15 protein-coding genes are annotated in these 19,756 nt (G+C 55.6%); 7 read left to right on the top strand and 8 right to left on the bottom strand.

Going from position 1 to position 19,756, the window contains the following annotated elements; translation table 11 throughout:
- The coding region (locus tag AB1S50_RS14890) for an IS3 family transposase (RefSeq protein WP_367149665.1) at nucleotides 1-110 on the top strand (110 nt) is incomplete at its 5' end.
- Nucleotides 111-130: 20 nt separating this feature from the next.
- On the opposite strand, the gene AB1S50_RS14885 is transcribed toward AB1S50_RS14890, so the two are convergent.
- The 6 genes from AB1S50_RS14885 to AB1S50_RS14860 form a co-directional block, all read right to left on the bottom strand.
- A complete protein-coding gene (locus tag AB1S50_RS14885; protein ID WP_367151698.1) occupies nucleotides 131-604 on the bottom strand; it encodes a hypothetical protein in 474 nt (157 codons plus the stop codon).
- Nucleotides 605-977: 373 nt separating this feature from the next.
- Nucleotides 978-2,066 carry a FlgD immunoglobulin-like domain containing protein gene (locus AB1S50_RS14880; RefSeq protein ID WP_367151697.1) on the bottom strand — a complete coding sequence of 363 codons (1,089 nt, stop codon included), beginning with the start codon at nucleotides 2,064-2,066 and terminating at the stop codon, nucleotides 978-980.
- Entirely contained in the window at nucleotides 2,066-2,968 is a 903-nt protein-coding gene (locus AB1S50_RS14875) for a TolB family protein (RefSeq protein WP_367151695.1), read from the bottom strand. Before AB1S50_RS14875 ends, AB1S50_RS14880 begins: the two co-directional genes overlap by 1 nt.
- Entirely contained in the window at nucleotides 2,965-3,651 is a 687-nt protein-coding gene (locus tag AB1S50_RS14870) for a hypothetical protein (protein ID WP_367151694.1), read from the bottom strand. Before AB1S50_RS14870 ends, AB1S50_RS14875 begins: the two co-directional genes overlap by 4 nt.
- Nucleotides 3,639-4,592, bottom strand: coding sequence for a chromate resistance protein ChrB domain-containing protein (locus AB1S50_RS14865; protein ID WP_367151693.1), 954 nt, complete (start codon nucleotides 4,590-4,592; stop codon nucleotides 3,639-3,641). Before AB1S50_RS14865 ends, AB1S50_RS14870 begins: the two co-directional genes overlap by 13 nt.
- 1,104 nt (nucleotides 4,593-5,696) lie before the next feature.
- A complete protein-coding gene (locus tag AB1S50_RS14860; protein ID WP_367151692.1) occupies nucleotides 5,697-6,350 on the bottom strand; it encodes a TetR/AcrR family transcriptional regulator in 654 nt (217 codons plus the stop codon).
- A gap of 110 nt (nucleotides 6,351-6,460) precedes the next feature.
- Between AB1S50_RS14860 and AB1S50_RS14855 the strand changes: the two genes are divergently transcribed.
- The 4 genes from AB1S50_RS14855 to AB1S50_RS14840 all read left to right on the top strand — a co-directional run bounded on the left by AB1S50_RS14855 (nucleotide 6,461) and on the right by AB1S50_RS14840 (nucleotide 12,365).
- The gene (locus AB1S50_RS14855; RefSeq protein WP_367151691.1) at nucleotides 6,461-7,354 is read left to right on the top strand and encodes an SDR family oxidoreductase; all 894 of its coding nucleotides are present in this window, start codon (nucleotides 6,461-6,463) and stop codon (nucleotides 7,352-7,354) included.
- Complete coding sequence (locus tag AB1S50_RS14850) at nucleotides 7,354-8,961, top strand: acyl-CoA carboxylase subunit beta (protein ID WP_367151690.1); 1,608 nt, start codon at nucleotides 7,354-7,356, stop codon at nucleotides 8,959-8,961. Before AB1S50_RS14855 ends, AB1S50_RS14850 begins: the two co-directional genes overlap by 1 nt.
- 27 nt (nucleotides 8,962-8,988) lie before the next feature.
- A complete protein-coding gene (locus tag AB1S50_RS14845) occupies nucleotides 8,989-10,152 on the top strand; it encodes an acyl-CoA dehydrogenase family protein (protein ID WP_367151689.1) in 1,164 nt (387 codons plus the stop codon).
- Between the two features lie 191 nt (nucleotides 10,153-10,343).
- Nucleotides 10,344-12,365, top strand: coding sequence for an acetyl/propionyl/methylcrotonyl-CoA carboxylase subunit alpha (locus tag AB1S50_RS14840; protein WP_367151688.1), 2,022 nt, complete (start codon nucleotides 10,344-10,346; stop codon nucleotides 12,363-12,365).
- Nucleotides 12,366-12,641: 276 nt separating this feature from the next.
- Here AB1S50_RS14840 and AB1S50_RS14835 read toward each other — a convergent pair whose 3' ends face one another.
- On the bottom strand, nucleotides 12,642-13,496 hold the full coding sequence (locus AB1S50_RS14835) for a BKACE family enzyme (protein WP_367151687.1): 855 nt from the start codon (nucleotides 13,494-13,496) through the stop codon (nucleotides 12,642-12,644).
- A gap of 470 nt (nucleotides 13,497-13,966) precedes the next feature.
- Between AB1S50_RS14835 and AB1S50_RS14830 the strand changes: the two genes are divergently transcribed.
- Nucleotides 13,967-15,925, top strand: a complete 1,959-nt coding sequence (locus AB1S50_RS14830) for a S9 family peptidase (RefSeq protein ID WP_367151686.1) — start codon at nucleotides 13,967-13,969, stop codon at nucleotides 15,923-15,925.
- 325 nt (nucleotides 15,926-16,250) lie between these two features.
- On the opposite strand, the gene AB1S50_RS14825 is transcribed toward AB1S50_RS14830, so the two are convergent.
- The gene (locus AB1S50_RS14825; protein ID WP_367151685.1) at nucleotides 16,251-17,105 is read right to left on the bottom strand and encodes an alpha/beta hydrolase; all 855 of its coding nucleotides are present in this window, start codon (nucleotides 17,103-17,105) and stop codon (nucleotides 16,251-16,253) included.
- Between the two features lie 393 nt (nucleotides 17,106-17,498).
- Between AB1S50_RS14825 and AB1S50_RS14820 the strand changes: the two genes are divergently transcribed.
- Nucleotides 17,499-19,664 carry a winged helix-turn-helix domain-containing protein gene (locus tag AB1S50_RS14820; protein ID WP_367151684.1) on the top strand — a complete coding sequence of 722 codons (2,166 nt, stop codon included), beginning with the start codon at nucleotides 17,499-17,501 and terminating at the stop codon, nucleotides 19,662-19,664.
- The last annotated feature ends 92 nt before the right edge of the window (nucleotides 19,665-19,756 follow it).

Below are 19,756 nucleotides of genomic sequence, written 5' to 3'. Positions count from 1 at the left end.
GGGAGTACATCGAGATTTTTTATAACCGCCAACGTCGCCACTCACGGCTTGGCAACTTGGCCCCAACTGAATTCGCCAAGAAGTATTGGGAATCAGCCAAAGCGGCTTAAAGCGGGACTGTCCAGTATTGTCAGGACACCCCAATATGGTCTTTGAGCAGGTAGCGCTTGTCCAGGCTCTGCTGCGCATTGGCGGCATTGGTGGTATAGGTAAATACGGCATCACCGGGCAGATAGCGCTTCCACTTAACCGTGCTTTCACTGCTGCGCTTGATCAGCTCCACAGTGCCCAGGTACAGGGTGGTGATGACCTCCCCGCCGGCCCGCGTGTCCACGCGCTTGTAGCGCGCCCGGTCAGGGCCATAGTCAAAGGCAGTACTGTCACCGCTGGCGTTGCTGATCAGGTGCGGCTTGTCAAAAGTGGTATAGCTGAACAGGCGCCCGGTGCTATCCGAAGTGAGATTGCCGTTGTTGTCGGCATAGACATAACTGCTGCTGCCCACCTGGGTCACCGCGTGGGGCTTGCTGGAGCCGTAGACGTAGGCCTGCCCGTCCTTGTGGGTGACATTGCCGATACTGTCGTAGCGGTACTGGCGGCGTTGCAACTGTCGTTTTCGCAGGAGCCTCCCTCGCAGGGCCCCGGATCAGAGGGATTGTTGGGGCTGGTGGTGTCGTGCCCCTGATCCCAGGGGAAATGAAAACTGTGTACTGGTGTCGCCAAACCTGGAGTGAACAGGCTGAGCAGAATAAAAAAACTGAACAGCGAAGCTCTGTGGTTTTTCTTTTTTATCTCAAAGCTGGATGACATGGTCAACCTCCCTGCTGTAGTCTGGCCAGTACCTGAATCCTAACCAGCACCCAGTCGAACTCACGAACAATAGATTTACGCAATTTACTACTGGAATTTCCATCGAGCTGGTGCTGGTTTCCCGCCCATTGCAGCCGGTGGCACCGCGGGGAAAAACCGCCTCCGGAATATTATTTGGATATTGCTATCTGCAGACTTTTGACACCCACCTGGCCGTTAAAGCCGGACACATTCACCGTTACCATATGAATACCCGGCTTCAGGCCCACCGGGTTCCAGCGCCAAGTGAGGGGCATATATCCCTGTTCCTCCTCGGACAGGAACTCATAATCAACAAAAAACGCCACTTCATATAAACTCTGCTGCATCGCCCAGCGATCTTCCTTGTGCATATCCACCCGCAGTGCGATGGGCCCGGATACAATGGGAATTCCGTCTTCGCCAACCGGCAGTTGGTCGATAATTTCGAGGGTGATTCGGGGATCTATTTCCACCGAGCGCGGCAAGTAATAATGGCGGGATATACGGCGTCCGTCGCGCTCAAACTGTGCCTCGCTCAAGTCCGGGATGCCGACCGGCCACTGCCTGGCGGCACGCCAGGCCAGGTACTCAAGATTTTCGTTGCCGACGGCGATAATGGAATGCAGGGGCAATTCAAACCCAGTGACCAGCAGCGCCAGATTGTCGTTGTCATACAGATTCACCAGGCCATCCTGATCGCTGCCATTCCACAAGGCCATATTGCGACCCCTGCCGCGCACCTGCCAGTTGAGGATGGATTTCATCATGGGGCCCGACTTGACCCCTGCCCGCGCTAAAATCCGCGAGGGCTTGTCCAGCTGAAAAATCAGCTGCTGGCGGGCGTTGGTGGTGACCGGGAGGATGACTTCCCCACCACCACTGATTGCGCGGGGATCATAGCTGGCAGCTTCCCCATCGCGCCCTGTCACCAGCCTGACCACGGGAATATAGGCTTCGTCAGGCACAGGTGTGCCGGCCTGGTCCCGGCCATCCCAGGTAACGGGATAGACGCCCGCCTCGGCCTGCCTGCCGCCGGGCAGGCTGCGCACCAAATCGCCGTCCGGGGTAAAGATTTCCACCTGTATGCTGCCGGGCTCGTCTATGCGGACGGGTATATCAAACGTCTGCCCGAGCGAGGGGTTGAACTCCTGTGCACCATACTGCTCGATACTGACGGAGGCGTATAAGGGCATGGATATGCCCAGCAGCAAGGCGAAAACAATCAGGTGATTGGGCATCAGTTGATCTCCAGGTCGCGAATGTCCCCCACGCCGCCCGGCAGCGCCAGGGCAAGCAATTCACCACTGTCATTATCCCGGCACATCAACTGGCTGCCGGTGGCATTGTGGCGGATAAAATAGAGGCGGTTTTGGTGTATGGCGGGCGACATGTCGGTGACGGCACCTTGGGTGAGCTGCTCGACCCGCCTGCTGTCCTGCCCGGTCAGCGACTGGCGGTAGATATGGTAGTTGCCAGCGGCGTTGCTGCTGAAATACAACCAGTCGTTTTGCTGGTCTACAACCGGCTGCCGGCTGATAGTATTTAGCAGTGTGACCTGCTCCGCGATGCCGCTAACTGTATGGTAGCGCCAGATTTCCTGGATGATCTTGCCACAGCCGACGACGCAGTGGACGTTGCTGTAGTAGAGCCAGTCCCGGGCGCTTTTCGGCTCAAATTGTGCCGAGCGCTGTAGCACCACGGGTTTGGCGGTTTCAGTGGCCAGGTCCAGGCGCAATATATCCGTATCGACACTCTTGCCAGCCTTGAGCTGCACCAGGTACAGGGCGTTGTTCTGCGGATCGAATTCCGGCTGGGCGTAACTGGCGTCGCTGGACGGAGCCAGCAATACCCTGCCCTTGCGCGGTTGCAGCGACAGCTGGTTGACGCGCCCGGCATCGTCGATATAGATCAGGGACTCCGGCGCGGATGTATATATTGGTGTTCTCGCTTCAGTGTCGAGATGCATGTTGGCGGGCGCGTGGCCGGCTTTGGTCACGGCATAGGTCTGCCAGCCGTCATCGGTCAGGCCAACAAAAACCAACCCCCGAGGCCACTGATCACATTTGCCCGCGGCAGCTTGTGCCGCCGGGTACAACAAACACAGGAGCAGGAGCAGTGAAAATTGCAGCGGGGTGCTCATAGGCGGATCTCCTCGGCTTCACGCCAGCGCAGCCACAATGCCACTCCTATAGCGGTCATGAGTGCGCAATAGAATATTTCATAAAGGCCGTAGCGGGTTTCAGTGCCGATAAGGAAGCCATGTACTAGCCCCAACGCCACCACGATAAACATTCCCCGGTGCATCATCTTCCAAACCCCGGGAATGTACTTCCGCCCCATCGCGGCCAGCACCGCCACCAGCAGCAGTAACTTTGCCACCAATCCCAAAGTGATAGCGCTGTGATAAAAGTCCCGGAAATCCGGCAGCAGCAGACTCCCCGCGAACACTCCTTTGCGCAGGGATACGGCAGTAACAAAAAATGCCACATGCCCCGCGACAAACAATAGCGTCATACCGCCCAGGTAGCGGTGACGCAGCAGTGTCCAGCGAGGCAGCACACACGCATAGCGGGTTTTCTTCAGCAGCGTGGAAACGACCTGATACCATAGCAGGAGAGCGCCATAAAGCCCGAATAATTTGGAAAACACATACCAAATCTGACCACTGGGGGCGCCGTAGCGAAAATAGACATAGACGTCGGAGGTGATATGCCAAAGGCACAGGGGCAGGACAAAGACCGCTATCCAGAAAGGGCGTGCCGAGCGCCACAAGCGGTCCGGCGCCAATACAAGCTCCGATTTTACGAGGGCTACTTCAGGCATTCCTGCTGCCCTTTTGCGCACTGCATAAGTTTTTCCAGTGCGGTCTTTTCCGGCAAGTCCAGCGAGGTTATGGGCAACCCGGAAGACTGCCAACCGGAGAGGCCGTGCGGATTCATCACGGCAACATTGTTCAGGCCATTGTCCAGCATCTGCCGCGCAACCTCATAGCCGCGAAAATCCTTGACGCAATAACTGATCACCAGGTCGGCCTGCCTCAATTGCCGGTAGACTTTTTCATTCAGGTTGCGCATGGGAATATTGATAGCACCTGGAATATGCGACCGCTGAAATTCCGCAGGCTCGCGCGTATCGACAAATACGACGGATTTGTTCAGGGCAATCTCGGTCAGCAGGTTTTCGATTGCCATTTCCTTTACCCGCAGGGCCCCTGTGCGCTCAGCCATGGTGGGCGCCTGTGCACAGGATTGATTATCCACCGCTAAACTCAGCGATTGACCGAGTATGTCCGGGGGGGCTGCCATAGCCAGTTGAGCGTATAAGACGTCAAAAAAGTGGGCATAACAGCTTATGGGAACATAGGCGCGACCGTAACGATCCTGCAACTGGCGAAAATTCCGCTCGACCACATGCACCAGGGGGTCACTGGGCGCATTCCACGCAGTGGTTTCTATAGTAGTAATAATGCGGCCCATGGCTTGCAGTGTCGGGTCGGCTTGCGCAAAACCGAGCAGGAGACTCTCAAAGGCCGAGCGGCTGCCGGTGCGTTTGTAGACCGCCTCTGGAACACCAAAAGGAATACCATCGGAAACAGGATCTCCGGTAGCCCGCACCTCCACCACCGCATCGGGATCGATATGCTGTTTGATGAGCCAGATGGAAGCCCACTTGTCCGGCTCCAGGCTATCCCATGTAACGAATAGCTGCGCCCGGGGCAAGGTGGCTGCAATCACGGCATAGGCGATGCCGGAAGCTGCAAGCACAGCTGTTAGCCAAAGAGAGGAAAAAATACGCACCGAAGATTCACCCTGTCGGTTAGCTCTTTTTGTAATTTCGCATTTAAATATGCCGTTAGAGCTGGAGATAGAAAAGCTTCCATGGAGCGATTATGCAATATTTCCTTCCTCTCCGCTGTGTGGGTAGAGAACCAAACCTGGGAAAATCCTGTCTGTTAAAATTTTTTTACTTATTTACCGCCACAGTTGTTGATTATCAGTCCAGCATGGCTGAGCAATTCATAGTCTTTGCCTATGCTCCAGGAAAAAATCAGACTTCCTGCACTGAACCAGAAAAGACCGGAATTTTTTACCGGTGCAATCCAATGAAATAAATTTTATTCGGAAAATTATCGTTCCATTATTTCCCTAGAGACAGTCTTTTTTAAGAACTTCCATGCTTCCCAGACTCATAAAACAGCTCAGGTTTTTTGATCATACTATAGGGAATATTTCCATTTAAACAGTCCTATTACCAATCTGGCACAGAAATCTACTTTAGCCATAATTTCACTGGAATTCCCAAGTGGTTCCACAATCCCGTGCGTAAGATGAGCACTGTCTATGCCGCTTTTTAGCAGGGGTGCCTCACTTTGCTATTACCTCCGATAAGTACCTTGCCTTCCCAGCTGAAAAATCGCTCCAAGGTTTTCCAGGCAAAGGTTTGCGGCGTGTGTACACAACAGCGCGCAACAATCCAAGCAGTTAACCGCTGGATTTGCGGTCCAAACCCTCCTGTTGGGGACAGCGGGCCGCCTGGCAAGCTTCGCCGGCAGCCTGCTAAACGAGTCTGACAGGCCAGATCTGTTTTACCTGCCGGATTAGCAGGCACCAGGAATTTGATAGGGGATGACTGAGCCACGACGCCAGCTATGGGTCGACAAGGCTATTTTTAACGGATTGTGACAAGTCCTCATTCTCGTCCCATAACGCATTTGGTCGCCGGATCAACAGGAGCTTTATACGCCAGAGGGACTAGGGCCTGTTCACACTAACGGAGTTGGCCCTGTTGTGATAGAAAAGGTGCCAATCGAGGCAAGAGCAGCGCGGTCTGGTTGTTCCAAATGAGCGACGAGCAACGAAGAGTGGCGCCTATTGAGGGGAAAAAACGTTCAACACTTCGTCGGCCAGTTGTTGTAGCGACATTCCCTTTGCGGAGGGTTTGAACCAGTTATAGGTATGCATCAGCGCGCCCTGCAGCAACCGCCGTATCAAGGCGGCATCGCTTTTGGGGCCTTTTGCCGCGGCGATGGCGCCATGCCAGATACGCTCATAGTCTTCGCGCAGGCGCAGCACTTTTTTCTGGTTCTGGCTGGAGAGACTGCGCCATTCCAGCACGAGAATGGAAAACCCCGGTATCGCCAAACCGTGGATTGCCTCCAGTTCACTCAGGATACAGGCCCGCAAACGCTCCCTGGGAGACGCCGCGGCTTCTACAGCCTGAGCCATTCGGACGCGGGCATACACAGTCACCTGTTGCATCACGCAACTGAGTATTTCCTCTTTATTGCCGAAGTGGTGAAAGATGCTGCCGGACAATATGCCCACTTCGGCGGCTATATCCCTCACGGTAGTGCGCGCATACCCTTTCTGGTCGAACAGCCGCGCCGCGGCGTTCAGCAGCCTGCCCCGCGGTGAGTCCGGGTCGATCAATTCACCGGCAGCCACCAGTGCGCTGATCAGTGTCTGTGAGCCGGCACCAGACGGTCGCCGAGCCGCTACCCGCCCCTTTGATTGAACAACCATCCAAACTCCCATTAAAGCTGTTGCTTACCAAGCACTTGCTTGGTAGCTTTAGGTTATTCTGCGTATCCAGCACCTCAGATGCAATAGCGATTCGTCAAGGGAATAACAGTATGGGTTACCAAAGTGTATTGCGCGCCAACACCTTCAACGGCAAAACCATCGTCGTAACCGGTGCCGGCAGCGGTATCGGTCGCTGCATAGCCCATGAACTGGCCAGCCTCGGCGCGCAGGTGGTTCTGCTGGGGCGCAGCCTCGACAAGCTCGAAAGCGTGGCTGCCGAGATCCGTGCGGACGGGGGGAGCTGCAGCCCTTTCAGCCTCGATATTCGCGATGAGGACAGGGTGAAGGAGACAGTGGCCCGGATTCTGGACCATCAAGGAGCCATTCACGGACTTGTGAACAATGCCGGGGGCCAGTTCCCGGCATTGCTGGAACACATTAGCAAAAACGGCTTCGAAGCGGTGGTGCGCAACAACCTGGTGGGTGGTTTTCTGATGGCGCGCGAGGTATTCGCGCAATATATGAAGGCGCACGGCGGCAGCATAGTTAATATTTCTGCCGACAATGTGGGTGGGATGCCGATGATGGGACACTCCGGCGCCGCCAGGGCCGGCGTGGAAAACCTGACTCAGAGCGCGGCTATTGAATGGGCGCCCCACTCCGTGCGCGTCAATGCGGTGGCGCCGGGCTATATTCTCTCCAGCGGCTTCGACACCTATGATCCCACCTTGCTGCGCGAATTGCTGCCGGGTTTTCGCCAACGCATCCCCATGTACCGCCTCGGGGAGGAGGCGGAAGTCAGTGGCAGTGTCTGTTTCCTGCTCTCCGACGCGGCTCTCTACATCACCGGCCAGACCCTGCGCATCGATGGAGGTGCAGGCCTCAACCACCGCTCACCCATGTGGCGCTCAACCGCCCCCCGTGACAAACAGGCCTTCAACGGATTTCATCGAAGCCGCAAGCCGGAGGTGGTGCGGGAACTGGAGGCGGAAGGCAAGCTCTGATGCAACCAATCAATTCCCAGCTCAACACCGACGATTGCACATTCGAAAACAACTGCGCGGCCATGCTGGAGGCGATTGCCCGGTTCCGCGACGCCGAGCAGTTACCTCTCGCGGCCGAGCAGGCCAAAGCCGAGCGCTACCGCCAGCGCGGCTGGCTTTTGCCCCGCGAGCGCCTCAACCGGCTGCTGGATCCCGGGGCACCATTTGTGGAACTCTGCGCCCTGGCGGGCCAGAGGCTGTACGACGACAGCGATGGCACCGGCGCCGGCGGGGGGGCTATTTGTGGTATTGGGGTCATAAGCGGCCAGCGCTGCATGGTGCGGGTGGACAATTATGCGGTCAAGGGTGGAACCATCTCTCCGGCGGGCATGGAAAAGGCGCTGCGTATGCAGCAGATAGCGCTGGAAAACCACCTGCCAACGGTAACCCTGGCCCAAAGCGGCGGCGCCAACCTGCTCTATGCGACGGAAACCTTCGCTCCGGGGGGACGTGGTTTTGCCAATCAGGCCCGGCTTTCCGCAGCCGGCATTCCCCAGATCACAGTGGTGCACGGCAGCGCCACCGCCGGCGGTGCCTATCAACCGGGGCTGTCCGACTATGTAGTGATGATCCGGGGGCAGTCCGGAATGTACCTGGCTGGCCCGCCCCTGCTCAAAGCCGCCACTGGCGAGATCGCCGAGGAGGAAAGCCTGGGTGGGGCGGAGATGCACTGTCACCAGGCGGGCAGTGGCGACTATCTGGCGGAAGATGATGCAGATGCTATCCGCGTTGCGCGGGAAATTGTTGCCACACTGCCCAGACCGGGGGCGGAGCCATTCGAGCACAACTGGTGTGAACCCCGCTATCCAATCGAGGAACTGCTGGGTGTTGTGCCCGCGGACGCAAAAACACCCTACGACGTGCGGGAGATAATTGCCCGTATCGCAGACGATTCGGCCCTACTGGATTTCAAACCGGATTTTGATCGCCAAACGGTGTGTGGTCACGCCCGGATCGAGGGCGCCCCTATCGGCATCCTCGGCAACAACGGGCCAATCACCCCCGAGGGGGCCAACAAGGCGGCGCAGTTTATCCAGTTGTGCCAACAGAGTGGCACCCCCCTGCTTTTTCTGCACAACACCACTGGCTTTATGGTGGGGACCCATGTAGAGCAGCGCGGCATCATCAAACATGGCGCCAAGATGATCCAGGCAGTCGCCAATGCCAGCGTGCCCAAATTCAGTATCGTTGTCGGTGGTTCCTACGGCGCGGGCAACTACGCCATGTGCGGCCGCGGTTTCGACCCCCGGTTTATTTTCGCCTGGCCCAACTCGCGCACTGCGGTCATGGGTGCCGCTCAGGCCGGCAGGGTAATGCGCATAGTCACGGAGCAGAAGATGCGCCGCTCTGGGCAGCTGGACGACGACGCTCTCGACAAGCTGGAAACCGACACAGCGGCATTTATGCAGGGAAGCTCCAGCGCCCTCGCCTGCAGCGCGCGGCTATGGGACGACGGGATCATCGATCCGCGGGATACCCGCAAACTGCTCGGGCTGCTGCTGCAGATCTGCCGCACGGCAGAAAGGACACACCCGCATAAAACCACCTTTGGCGTGGCGCGCTTTTAAGGTAAGGCACACACAGGAGACGAGGCCATGCTACTCAGCGATGAACACCGCGAGCTACAGCGCACAGTCCGCAAATTTGTGCGGGAAGAGATAAACCCCCAGGTCCCGGAGTGGGAAAAAGCTGCGGCCTTTCCGGTACACGAAATTTTCCGCCAGTTGGGTCGTTTGGGGTTGCTTGGCATCAGTAAGCCGGAGCCCTACGGCGGCCTCGGCCTGGATTTCAGCTATGAGGCGATTTTTCTCGAGGAGCTGGGTGCCGCCCACTGCGGCGGGGTACCACTGTCGATCGCCGTACAGACCTCCATGGCCACGCCGGCCCTGGCCAGGTTTGCCGGCGACGAACTCAAGCGGGAGTTTCTCACTCCGGCAATTAGCGGTGAGATGGTGGCCGCTATTGCGGTTTCGGAATCGGGAGCCGGCTCGGATGTGGCGGGCGTAAAGACCACGGCAGTGGCCAGTGGCGAGGACTACATCGTCAATGGCAGCAAGATGTGGATCACCAATGCGCCCAGTGCCGATTTTTTCTGCACACTGGTGACCACCGGGGAGGGCAAGCCCCACCGCAACAAATCGCTGTTGCTGATTCCCGCGCAAAGCCCCGGCGTACGCATCGGTGAGTCACTGCACAAGATGGGCATGCGCTCCTCCGGCACGGCGCCGGTATATTTCGATGATGTACGCATTCCGCAACGCTATCGTATCGGCGACGAGGGCGCCGGATTTTCACTGCAGATGCTGCAGTTTCAGGAAGAGCGGCTGGCGGGCGCGGCACTGTCAATCAAGGGGCTGGAAAACTGTGTCCGCACGACAATCGATTATGTGCGCGACCGCCAGGCTTTCGGCGCGCCCCTGCTGGACAACCAGACAGTGCACTTTTCCCTGGCGGAAATGCAAATGGAAGTAGAGTGCCTGCGTGCCCTCACCTGGCGGGCCGTAGAGGCCTATGTAGGCGGAGAGGATGTCACCACACTCGCGTCCATGGCCAAGTTAAAGGCCGGGCGCCTGAGCCGCACTATTCCCGACCAGTGCCTGCAGTTTTGGGGAGGCATGGGCTATATGGAAGAAACCCCGATCAACCGTTCCTACCGCGACAGCCGCCTGACATCCATCGGTGGTGGCGCGGATGAGGTCATGCTGGGGATCATTTGCAAATTGATGGGCATTTTGCCCGGCCGGCGCGGTAATGCGTAACCGGGCAATCCAACAGGTGATCCGCTACCAGCTGAGTTGCCGTCGCGAGAGCGCAGGCCATTTACCCGTTTTTTCGGCAGCCGGTTAAGGCGCTTCCTGATTAATTCAGTGCAGCGCGAACCGCAAAGCGGGACACAGGGCAAAACCCACAATGCTATTCAAAGCAATTCACAGAGTGACAAACAAACCCGATGATACACACAGCCGCTGATGAGCCGACCTCTCCAACCCTGCTGATTGCCAATCGCGGGGAGATTGCCTTGCGCATCATGCGCACGGCGCGCGCGGAGGGCTACAGGGTGGCAGCCATTTTCAGCGACGCGGACCGCGATGCACCCCATGTGCGCAAAGCGGACATGGCAGTGGCCATTGGTGGCAATACCCCGCAGGAGTCCTACCTGTGCATCGACAAGGTCATTACTGCGGCAGAAAAGGTTGGCGCCAGCCTTGTTCACCCGGGCTACGGTTTTCTGTCGGAAAATGCGGACTTCGCGCGCGCCTGTGCCGATCGGGGGCTGGTCTTCGTGGGGCCGTCGGCGGAGGTGATCGAACTCATGGGCAACAAGCGGCGGGCAAAAAATTTCGCCGCCACCGCCGGCGTGCCCTGCATCCCCGGCTTTGTCGCCGACAGTGATGACGCAGCCCTCTCCGATACCGAAGTGGAAAAGGCCGTCACGGCCATAGGCCTGCCGCTGATGATCAAGGCCGCGGATGGCGGCGGCGGGCGGGGTATGCGCCTGGTCAGGGACCGCGAGAGCCTGTGGGAGCAATTGCGCTCCGCCCGCAGCGAAGCCCTAAGCGCCTTCGGCAGCGACGAAGTCATTGTGGAAAAAGCTGTTGTCAGTGCCCGCCATATCGAAATCCAGATTTTTGCCGATAGCCAGGGCAATGTGATCCACCTGGGTGAACGGGACTGTTCGGTACAGCGCCGCCACCAAAAGATCATCGAGGAATCCCCCTCTCCCGCCGTCGACCATCAGTTGCGCGAACGCATGGGCGCTGCCGCTGTGCGCCTGGCACACGCCTGTGCCTATGTGGGTGCGGGCACGGTGGAATTCTTGCTGGATGCAAAGGGTGATTTTTTCTTTCTGGAAATGAACACCAGGCTGCAGGTGGAGCACCCGGTTACCGAAATGGTCACCGGTCTGGACCTGGTCGCCTGGCAGCTCGCCATAGCCCGGGGCAAACCGCTGCCCATCCGACAGGAGGGAGTCACCTTTAATGGCCACGCCATCGAGGCCAGGCTCTACGCCGAAGACCCATACAACGGCTTCCTGCCTCAGACGGGGACTGTTTACCGCTGGAGTGAACCGGAGGGCCCGGGTCTGCGGTGCGATCACGGTATCAGCGCCGGCGACAAGGTTACGCCATTCTACGATCCCATGCTGGGCAAGCTGATCGCCTTTGGCAGAGACCGCGACCAGGCCCGGCGGCGGCTCCTGGTATCCCTGCAACAACTGGAATACCTGGGGCCCACCACCAATGGACCCTATCTGATACAACTGCTGGCGGACTCCGGTTTTATCGCCGGCCACGCGGCCACGGACTTTATCGAGGCTGTGGCGGACACTCTAAAGCAGCCTCAAATGCCGGCCCTGCTGCCACCAGTGGCGGCGGTGGTATTTCACCAGCGACGGCTGCAGCCTCAAGACGTCAGGAGCGGACGCGCAAACTGGCGCAGTGGCGGGGACCCGGCTTCAACGCTCTATCAGCTGCAGCGCGGGGCGGAACAGCTGCCGATTTTCCTGTCGTGTTCAGAGGATGGCTACCGGGTGGAATCCCGGAATGAGGCCTTTGTAATCCGGCCCCTGGATTTACGGGCGAATGACTGGCAACTGGAAATCGATGCTGTGCGCTATCGCTTCTCCGGGCACCTTGAAAATGACCAGCTTACGATTGCCTGGGAGGGCGTGCAGTGGAATTTCCTCGACCGCACCCTCTCAGCAGCCACCTCCACGGGGGGACCGGACAGCGACAGCCTGACAGCGCCAATGGACGGTATGATCGTCGAAGTCCGGGTTCAGGCCAACCAGCCGGTCAAGCGTGGTGAAATAATTGCGGTGATGGAGACCATGAAAATGGAGCACCCGCTGACAGCCGGTTGCGACGGCGCAATCAGCCAGCTGCAGGTCAGGGCCGGGGAGCAGGTTCGCGGTGGACAGCTGCTGGCGCGGATAAAGCCGGAGGCAGCCACCACCGACAGTGCACATTGAAAAAAGCAAGCGGAACGACTTTGCAGGGCGCCGCAGGCACCCAGCCTGCCCCGCTTTTTCCGGTGCACAAACTGTTGATTGCCGCCGCCCTAGCAGGCTGTTGAAATTGGAAGAACTTCGACGTCTGCTACCGGAATATGGAGGTTCCGGCAAAATCGGCGACGCCTAAGTCGTTGATTTTGGGAAAAAGTGAAAATCACATTTTTCGCTTTTCGTATTTTGAAACAGGCAGGGTGCCTGTTTCAACAAGCTGCTAAGGGAATTACGGTCCCGGGATCACAGAAAAATCTCCCGCGCCCGTTGCGGTGACACCACCTTGCGCCCACAGTCCTCGGCTAGCTGCACCAGCGCCTCGATCAGCTGACCGTTGCCGCTGGCCCTCTCGCCCCCCGGCAAATAAAAAGTATCCTCAACGCCAGAGCGCAGATGCCCCCCCAGTTCAGCGGTCTTGCGGTGTACCGGCCAGATTTCACCGCGGCCGATAACGGTGCTCTGCCACAAAGCTCCGGGCCGCATATATTTGGGCAGCAATGCCAGCATCCCGGTATCCGCCGGCATCCCGGAGGCGACCCCCATCACCAGGTTGTAATTCGGCTGTTCGACCAGGCCGACTTCCGCAAACATTGAGACCGAACGCACAATGCCCGTATCGAAGCACTCGAATTCCGGCCGGGTGCCGGTTTCCCGGCAGACCTGCAGCAGCTCCTCGATCTTGTCCACCGGGTTTTCAAACAACATCGGTGGCCAGGCCCAGGTGCCTCCGGAGCGCACTTTCAGGTAATTCAGGCTGCCCGCGTTGCAGGCGGCAATTTCCGGGCACCCCGCCCGTATACAGGCGAGAGGGCCACTTTGATCGCGGCCAATAGTACCGGTAGTGAAATTCAGAATGACGCCGGGGCAGGCTGCACGCACCGCCCCGGCAATCTCCGTTGCCACTTCCGGATCCCAACTGGGCAGGTGCCCTCGCCCCGGCTCCTGTGCGCGAAAATGTATATGCATCACAGAGGCGCCAGCATCGTAAGCCTCCCTGGCGGACGCCGCCATTTCCGTCGCGGTCACCGGAACCGGGTGCTGGCTGGGATTGGTAAGCACCCCGGTCAGGGCACAGGTGATAACAACCTCATCCGACATTGTGACATCTCCTCATTTATTCTGATTCGGCGACAGCTTTGCCAAGTCGCTCCAGAGCCATCCCCGATACCACTGTTCAGTCCCCAGTGGATAGCCAACACGCCCCGGTTTCGCCCGTCGGGCAGGTAACCGGGAATAACCTGCAGCAAAAATATTGGCGAGAGCAACCTATGGCCAAACACCAAGCAAATGCTTGGTTGATGAGGCTAGCATATCGTCAACGCAACCAAAAGGACTCTCGGGAACCCCGGATTAATTCGAGGCAACCTCAGGCTTAGCGTCGAGTGCACCGGTATGGCACAGTCGCGCAGGAACGCTGGTTACCTTTCAAGCAGCTGCAACGCAGCGGACGGACCCGGCGCTAAGCCCCGTAGGGCGCCTGAATTAATTAGAGGTTCCCTTGTATGCCCGCAACCGGACCTTCAAAATAGCGCACCCCACAGAAGGAAGCCGAACGAGGAAGACCAACGGTGAGCAAGCCCCCTGCAACCAAGGCAGTTCAGGCGCCCTACGGCAGCTGGAAATCCACCATAGAGGCGGACATGCTGGTTAAAAACAGCGTCAGATTAAGCGAGGCGAGCCTGGTTGCAGGCCGCTATTACTGGCTCGAATCCCGCCCGGCAGAACAGGGGCGTTCAGTACTGGTCCAGTACTGTGCGGCCAGTGGCCGCACCGATATCACCCCTGCCCCACTCAGCGTCCGCTCCAAAGCACACGAATATGGGGGCGCCAGCTACCTGGTGTGGCAGAACCGCGTTTACTTTGTTCTTGCCGCGGACCAGCGCATCTACCAAATGGATCTCGATACCCGGGTGCCGGAACCCATCACTCCTGAAGGTCCCTTCCGCTACGCCGACCTCTTTCTGGATCGCAAGCGACAGCGGCTGCTTTGTGTACAGGAGGACTATTCACCCTGCGACCGCGGCCAGGAAGCGGTGGCGCGCATCATTTCCATCGGTCTCAACCAGAGTTCCGGGCCGGACCAAAGGGTCCTCGCCGAAGGTGCGGATTTTTACTCAAACCCCACTCTCTGTCCCCAAGGGCAGCAACTGAGCTTTCTGCGCTGGCACCACCCCGACATGCCCTGGGACGCCACCGAACTGTGTCTGGCCTCGATGAATTCCGAGGACCTCGCGAATGACCTTAGAGTGGTTGCCGGGGGAGCCGGGGAATCGGTCTTTCAACCCCAGTGGTCACCGCGGGGGGAACTCTTCTATGTGTCCGACCGCAACAACTGGTGGAATCTCTACCGGGTCGGCGCCCCATCACCGCTATGGCGGCGCCATGCGGATTTTGCCACGCCACAGTGGGTGTTTGGCATGTCCACGTACGGCTTCACCACCTCAGATGAGATTCTGTGCACCTTTAGCGAAAAAGGGCGCTGGCACCTGGGGAAAATTGATCTCATCAGCGGCAATCACCAGGTGATCAAACAGCCTTACTGTGATCTCGAAAGCCTCCGCTGCGAAGGAAACGAGGCGGTGTTGATTGCCAGTGCGGCAGACCGCTTTCCCGCCATCATCAGTTACGACAGCCACAGTGATCGCTTCGAGCAAATCGCCAGCAGCAGCAGTCTTGAGCTGGAAAGCCACGTGTTGTCCCCTGCCCAATCCATTGAATTTGTTGTCGGGGAAAGATCGGTACACGCTTTCTATTATGCGCCCCTTAACCCAGCCTTCGAGGCACCAACGGGAGAAAAGCCGCCACTGATCGTATTCAGTCACGGTGGTCCCACCGCAGCGACTTCCGCGGGCCTGAATCTCAAGGTGCAGTATTGGACCAGCCGGGGCTTCGCCGTGCTCGACGTCAACTATTCGGGCAGTACCGGCTTCGGGCGCGAGTATCGAGAACGCCTCGAGGGCCAGTGGGGTATCCTCGATGTGGAGGAGGTCTGCGCCGGCGCCAAATTCCTGGCGTCCCAGGGACTGGCGGATCCGAACCGTCTGCTGATCAAGGGGGGCAGCGCCGGCGGCTACACGGTATTGGCGGCGCTCACCTTTCACAATGTCTTTCAGGCCGGCGCCAGTCACTACGGAATTGGCGATCTCACCACCCTGGCCCGTGACACCCACAAATTCGAGTCCAGATACCTCGACAAACTCGTAGGCCCCTGGCCAAACGCAGAGCAGATTTACCGGGATCGGTCACCGGTCAATCATGTGCAGCAGCTCAACTGCCCGGTAATCTTTTTCCAGGGGCTGCAGGACAAAGTGGTGCCCCCAGGTCAGGCCGAGACCATGGTGCAGGCGCTGGAGCAACAGGGAATCCCGGTGTCTTACATTACTTTTGCCGACGAAAGCCACGGGTTTCGCAGTGGTGACAGCATCAAGATGGCCCTGGAGGGTGAACTGGAATTTTACAGCCGTGTATTCGGGTTCCCTCTGGCCGAACCCGGCCCAGGCATTACTATCAGGAATCTGGATGGGTAACGGGAGCGTCACTACCCTGTCCTGTGCAAGTGTCAGGGAAACCTCATTAATTGCGTCGAGCCGGGTCACAACCCAACCAGACTCTATACATCCAACGATGCAATCACAGCCGACGAACCGGGGCTTGGGGGATTAGGTTATTGTTTTTTAAACGGATAGTTATTCTCAACCGAGTGCTTGATACCCTATAAATGAGTTCCACACTATCATCAGCTAAATCACAGACTAGCAGGCTAATAACTGCTTGATTTGTCGTAGAGGGTTTGCGGACATGCGCCACAAACCCGGGTTGAGGAAAGTCAGGGAGGGCTTTTTCAATAAGCTGTTAGGGTTGGAGCCGGCCTGCCAGCCAATCAATGCTGCGAACCGAGGTTTTTGGGAAAGCCGTATTATGGTCAGCCGACTCAATGACCACCGACTGCAAAGATAAATTAGCCGGTTTACGATTCCTTAGCTGACCGACAAATTTCTCTACATTGTCGCCCAACTTATGCTCCAGGGCACCGTATGAAATAAAGACATTGGTTTGCTTTGGCAGGCCACTGATGGTTTTCTGAGACCCGGCTTCCGACAGGGAACCCATATAGGAAGCCAGGCCACTTGGACTGCCGATAATATAGTTTTGAAAAATATCCGGCTGGTTAAGCAATCTAAAGACTCCAAAAGCACCTCCGAGGGAATAGCCAAAATAGGTACGGTTATCCTGATTCGCCCGGTAACTGCCCTCGACATATTTGATGACATCATTGTTTAAAAATGCGAGGAACTTATGAGCCTCGCCTTTATTCTCGTGATTATCCTTGTCTAATGCTGGTCTCAGGTCCCGGAATCTGCTCCACCACTCTTTTTCAGCCCCGGCCAGATTCTTTTGCCAGTCAACCCGATTCTTTTGCCAGCCAATACCCACTAAAATAGCATCCTGAATTGTGTATTCTACGGTTGCAGAAAGTATTTCCACAGCCCAGATGGCGTCGGTATAATAAATAACTGGGTGTTTTTTAGCGCCACTCTTGGCATAGTCCTCGGGCAACTTAATCAACAGCTCATATTCCCTACCGGTGCTGGAATCCTGAATTGGTACTACCTGGATTTTGGGTAACTCCAGAGGTCTGGGTTCACTGGCCTTGAGAGCCGCGAGGGGCAGGAAAAAGAAAAGGGCTGCCAGCAAGTGTTTATTCATACCTATATCCATGTGTTTACATATGACCTGGGGAACCCTCACTGTAAATAAACTGGCTCTTAGATACCTGACGTCCAGCTGACTTTTGGATGATGTTTTGCTGATGCCAGATATCAACCCAGCAACTTATTTGGTTACCAGAGTAATAATGCTTATTTATCAATAAGTTATCAGGAAACATGAACACTTGTTGAACTAATTACGCCGACCCGGCGAAGACACCCAACATAGTAGAACGCATATTGGTTGCGTCACCTCAAATAAGCGGCTGATCACAAGGCCAGGCAACTTTATTGAGTCCGAATCAGCATTAGCTGTGATCAAAATTTATGCTAGTATCGGCCTTATTTTTATCTCACATTCAGCTCAAATTTTGTCCAGGACAATAGATCGATGACTTTACAATATTGGGTGGGTGACTTTTTCATCGATTTATCCAGGAATCAAATTACCCGGAACAAACAATCCCAAACCATCCCTCCAAAAGCGCTCGCCGTTTTAACCTACCTGGCAAAACACCAGCAAAAAGTTGTGAGCCAGGATGAGCTGCTCGCCGAAGTCTGGCCCGATACAATAGTCACACCAAATACGCTGCAAAGGAGTATCGCGCAACTCAGAAAAGCACTGGGCGAGGATCGAAAGCTACAATCCTATATCAAGACTCATGCCAAGCAGGGCTATAGCCTGGAGTGCGATGTTACCTGGACAGATCCCTCTTTCCTTAATGGCACAGTATCACCTCAGGAATTGACTACTTCTTCTGCTCCCCCCACCACCCCTAAAGTCAATGAAAAAACTAACAACCCGGATTATAGGGTCAAGCTTCGCAAAAGCAGCAGGATTTTAGTCATTGCTACTGTGGGACTGCTAATTTCAGGGATTATCGGTTTTAAACTCAGTCTTTCCGGACAAGGTCCGCAGCTTTTCTTCGACAGATTGCAGCCGATAACTGCGACCGACAATAAGGAATTTGATGCTGCCTACTCCCCCAACGGCCAGTATATTCTCTTTCATCGCTATTTGAATAAACTCTGCGTCAATAAACTCTGGGCCAGGGATATATATACCCAGGAAGAATTTGAGTTGACCAGAAGCTGGGGAACTTACGACGGCCATTCGCTATCGCCCGACGGAAAAACACTCGTTTTTATCGCAATGGAGGATTGCACCAAACCACTAACCCAAAATATATGTTATGACCTGGTTAGTTTAGATTTTCAGAAGGCTCTAGAAGGTCCTCAGCAACCAGACACTGTAATGCGCTGTGAAAATTCCAGAATCAAAAAACCGGTATGGATTAATAATAATAACCTCGCCATTTTACAAAAATTGACCAATCGCTGGCAGTTAATTAATTATTCTATCAGAGATAATAAGAGCCAGATCCTCTATGACCTGGAAGATGGAAGTTTAGTCGATTTCGACTATTCGATCCGCAAAGGCCTAATCGCGATAACCAGCAAGCACCAAGATGGTCGGCTTTACCTGGATTTACTTGATACTAATGGAAAAATTCTATCCAGTAACCCGATAGAATACCCAAACGAAATAGCAGAAAATACGGAAGTTTACCCTAATTTCTCCCCTTTAGAGGATCAGCTAATCTTCAGCACAGGCCGCCGGCTCTTCTCTCTATCCTATAATGGCAATATCAGCAAGATTGATTTGCCTCTGGATCAAGCGATCAGCTCACCAAATTTCCATCAGAGCGGGCAAAGAGCGGTTGCCATCAAGGGTCGATATGACAGTGATATCGCATCGATTCCGCTGCATGAACCAGAACCAATCAATACAACGGCAGAAACTGACGTCCGCAAACTCTACCCAAGCACCACCCGGTCAATTTTGGGCGAAGACAATGGCGTCTTCCAACCCAATGGAAGCCTGGTCGCATTTAGCTCCAGGCGTTCTGGAGAGGATCAGCTATGGATAGCTGACGGCCAAAATTTGAGACAAATTACTCAGTTTCCTATAGACACCAATATTTTTGGAATCGACTGGGCAGCTGATGGCCAAAGCCTTCTGGTAAACGCTAATAAAAAACTCATCCAAGTTTTTCTGGACGGAAGTACAAATGCTTTTTTACTAGCGCATCCTGTTAACTGGCTATTTCAATGGAACAGCGAAGAAAATACCGCCTTACTGTCCATGAATATCAACGGAATCACCATTTTTTCTGAAGCTGATCTAAATCATTTAAAATTTACAACCGTTAATGAAAAGCGGGTTTACTGGGCCCAAAAAGACCAGGGTGACCGACTAATTTATATGGACCATATGAACCGGTTCTGGAAGCCCGGTCCCGTTGAAGACCAGCTTATCGATAAATTACTCGATCAAGGTAGCGAAAAAAGATTTGTTATCGAAAGCCATGTAATTTATGGTATTAATCGCAACAATCAGCTATGGTCATACAACCTCGATACTGACGAATTCAATATAATTAGAGACATGCATAAAGACGTTGATTATCTAACGGATATTAATCAGGAAAATCTGCTTATCACCTATGTTGTGGCAGCGAAAAAAGAGGTGGTGGAACTTTTTTTGCGCAAATAAGCCGCCGGCCTGTGTATCTTTATTCTCATTTAAACAGGGAAAGCTTTTCAAAGGTCTAGCCTGACCTTCCGGTATAACTAAAGAAGAAACTT

This window comes from Microbulbifer discodermiae (genome assembly GCF_040742695.1).
Classification (GTDB): domain Bacteria; phylum Pseudomonadota; class Gammaproteobacteria; order Pseudomonadales; family Cellvibrionaceae; genus Microbulbifer.
This window is presented reverse-complemented; position numbering and strand designations above follow the sequence as displayed.

Bases quoted from the DNA above. Each gene is read 5' to 3' on its own strand.
- AB1S50_RS14860 (WP_367151692.1), bottom strand. From the start codon at position 6,350: ATGGTTGTTCAATCAAAGGGGCGGGTAGCGGCTCGGCGACCGTCTGGT.
- AB1S50_RS14850 (WP_367151690.1), top strand. From the start codon at position 7,354: ATGCAACCAATCAATTCCCAGCTCAACACCGACGATTGCACATTCGAA.
- AB1S50_RS14880 (WP_367151697.1), bottom strand. From the start codon at position 2,066: ATGCCCAATCACCTGATTGTTTTCGCCTTGCTGCTGGGCATATCCATG.
- AB1S50_RS14840 (WP_367151688.1), top strand. From the start codon at position 10,344: ATGATACACACAGCCGCTGATGAGCCGACCTCTCCAACCCTGCTGATT.
- AB1S50_RS14835 (WP_367151687.1), bottom strand. From the start codon at position 13,496: ATGTCGGATGAGGTTGTTATCACCTGTGCCCTGACCGGGGTGCTTACC.
- AB1S50_RS14845 (WP_367151689.1), top strand. From the start codon at position 8,989: ATGCTACTCAGCGATGAACACCGCGAGCTACAGCGCACAGTCCGCAAA.
- AB1S50_RS14825 (WP_367151685.1), bottom strand. From the start codon at position 17,105: ATGAATAAACACTTGCTGGCAGCCCTTTTCTTTTTCCTGCCCCTCGCG.
- AB1S50_RS14820 (WP_367151684.1), top strand. From the start codon at position 17,499: ATGACTTTACAATATTGGGTGGGTGACTTTTTCATCGATTTATCCAGG.
- AB1S50_RS14870 (WP_367151694.1), bottom strand. From the start codon at position 3,651: ATGCCTGAAGTAGCCCTCGTAAAATCGGAGCTTGTATTGGCGCCGGAC.
- AB1S50_RS14875 (WP_367151695.1), bottom strand. From the start codon at position 2,968: ATGAGCACCCCGCTGCAATTTTCACTGCTCCTGCTCCTGTGTTTGTTG.
- AB1S50_RS14855 (WP_367151691.1), top strand. From the start codon at position 6,461: ATGGGTTACCAAAGTGTATTGCGCGCCAACACCTTCAACGGCAAAACC.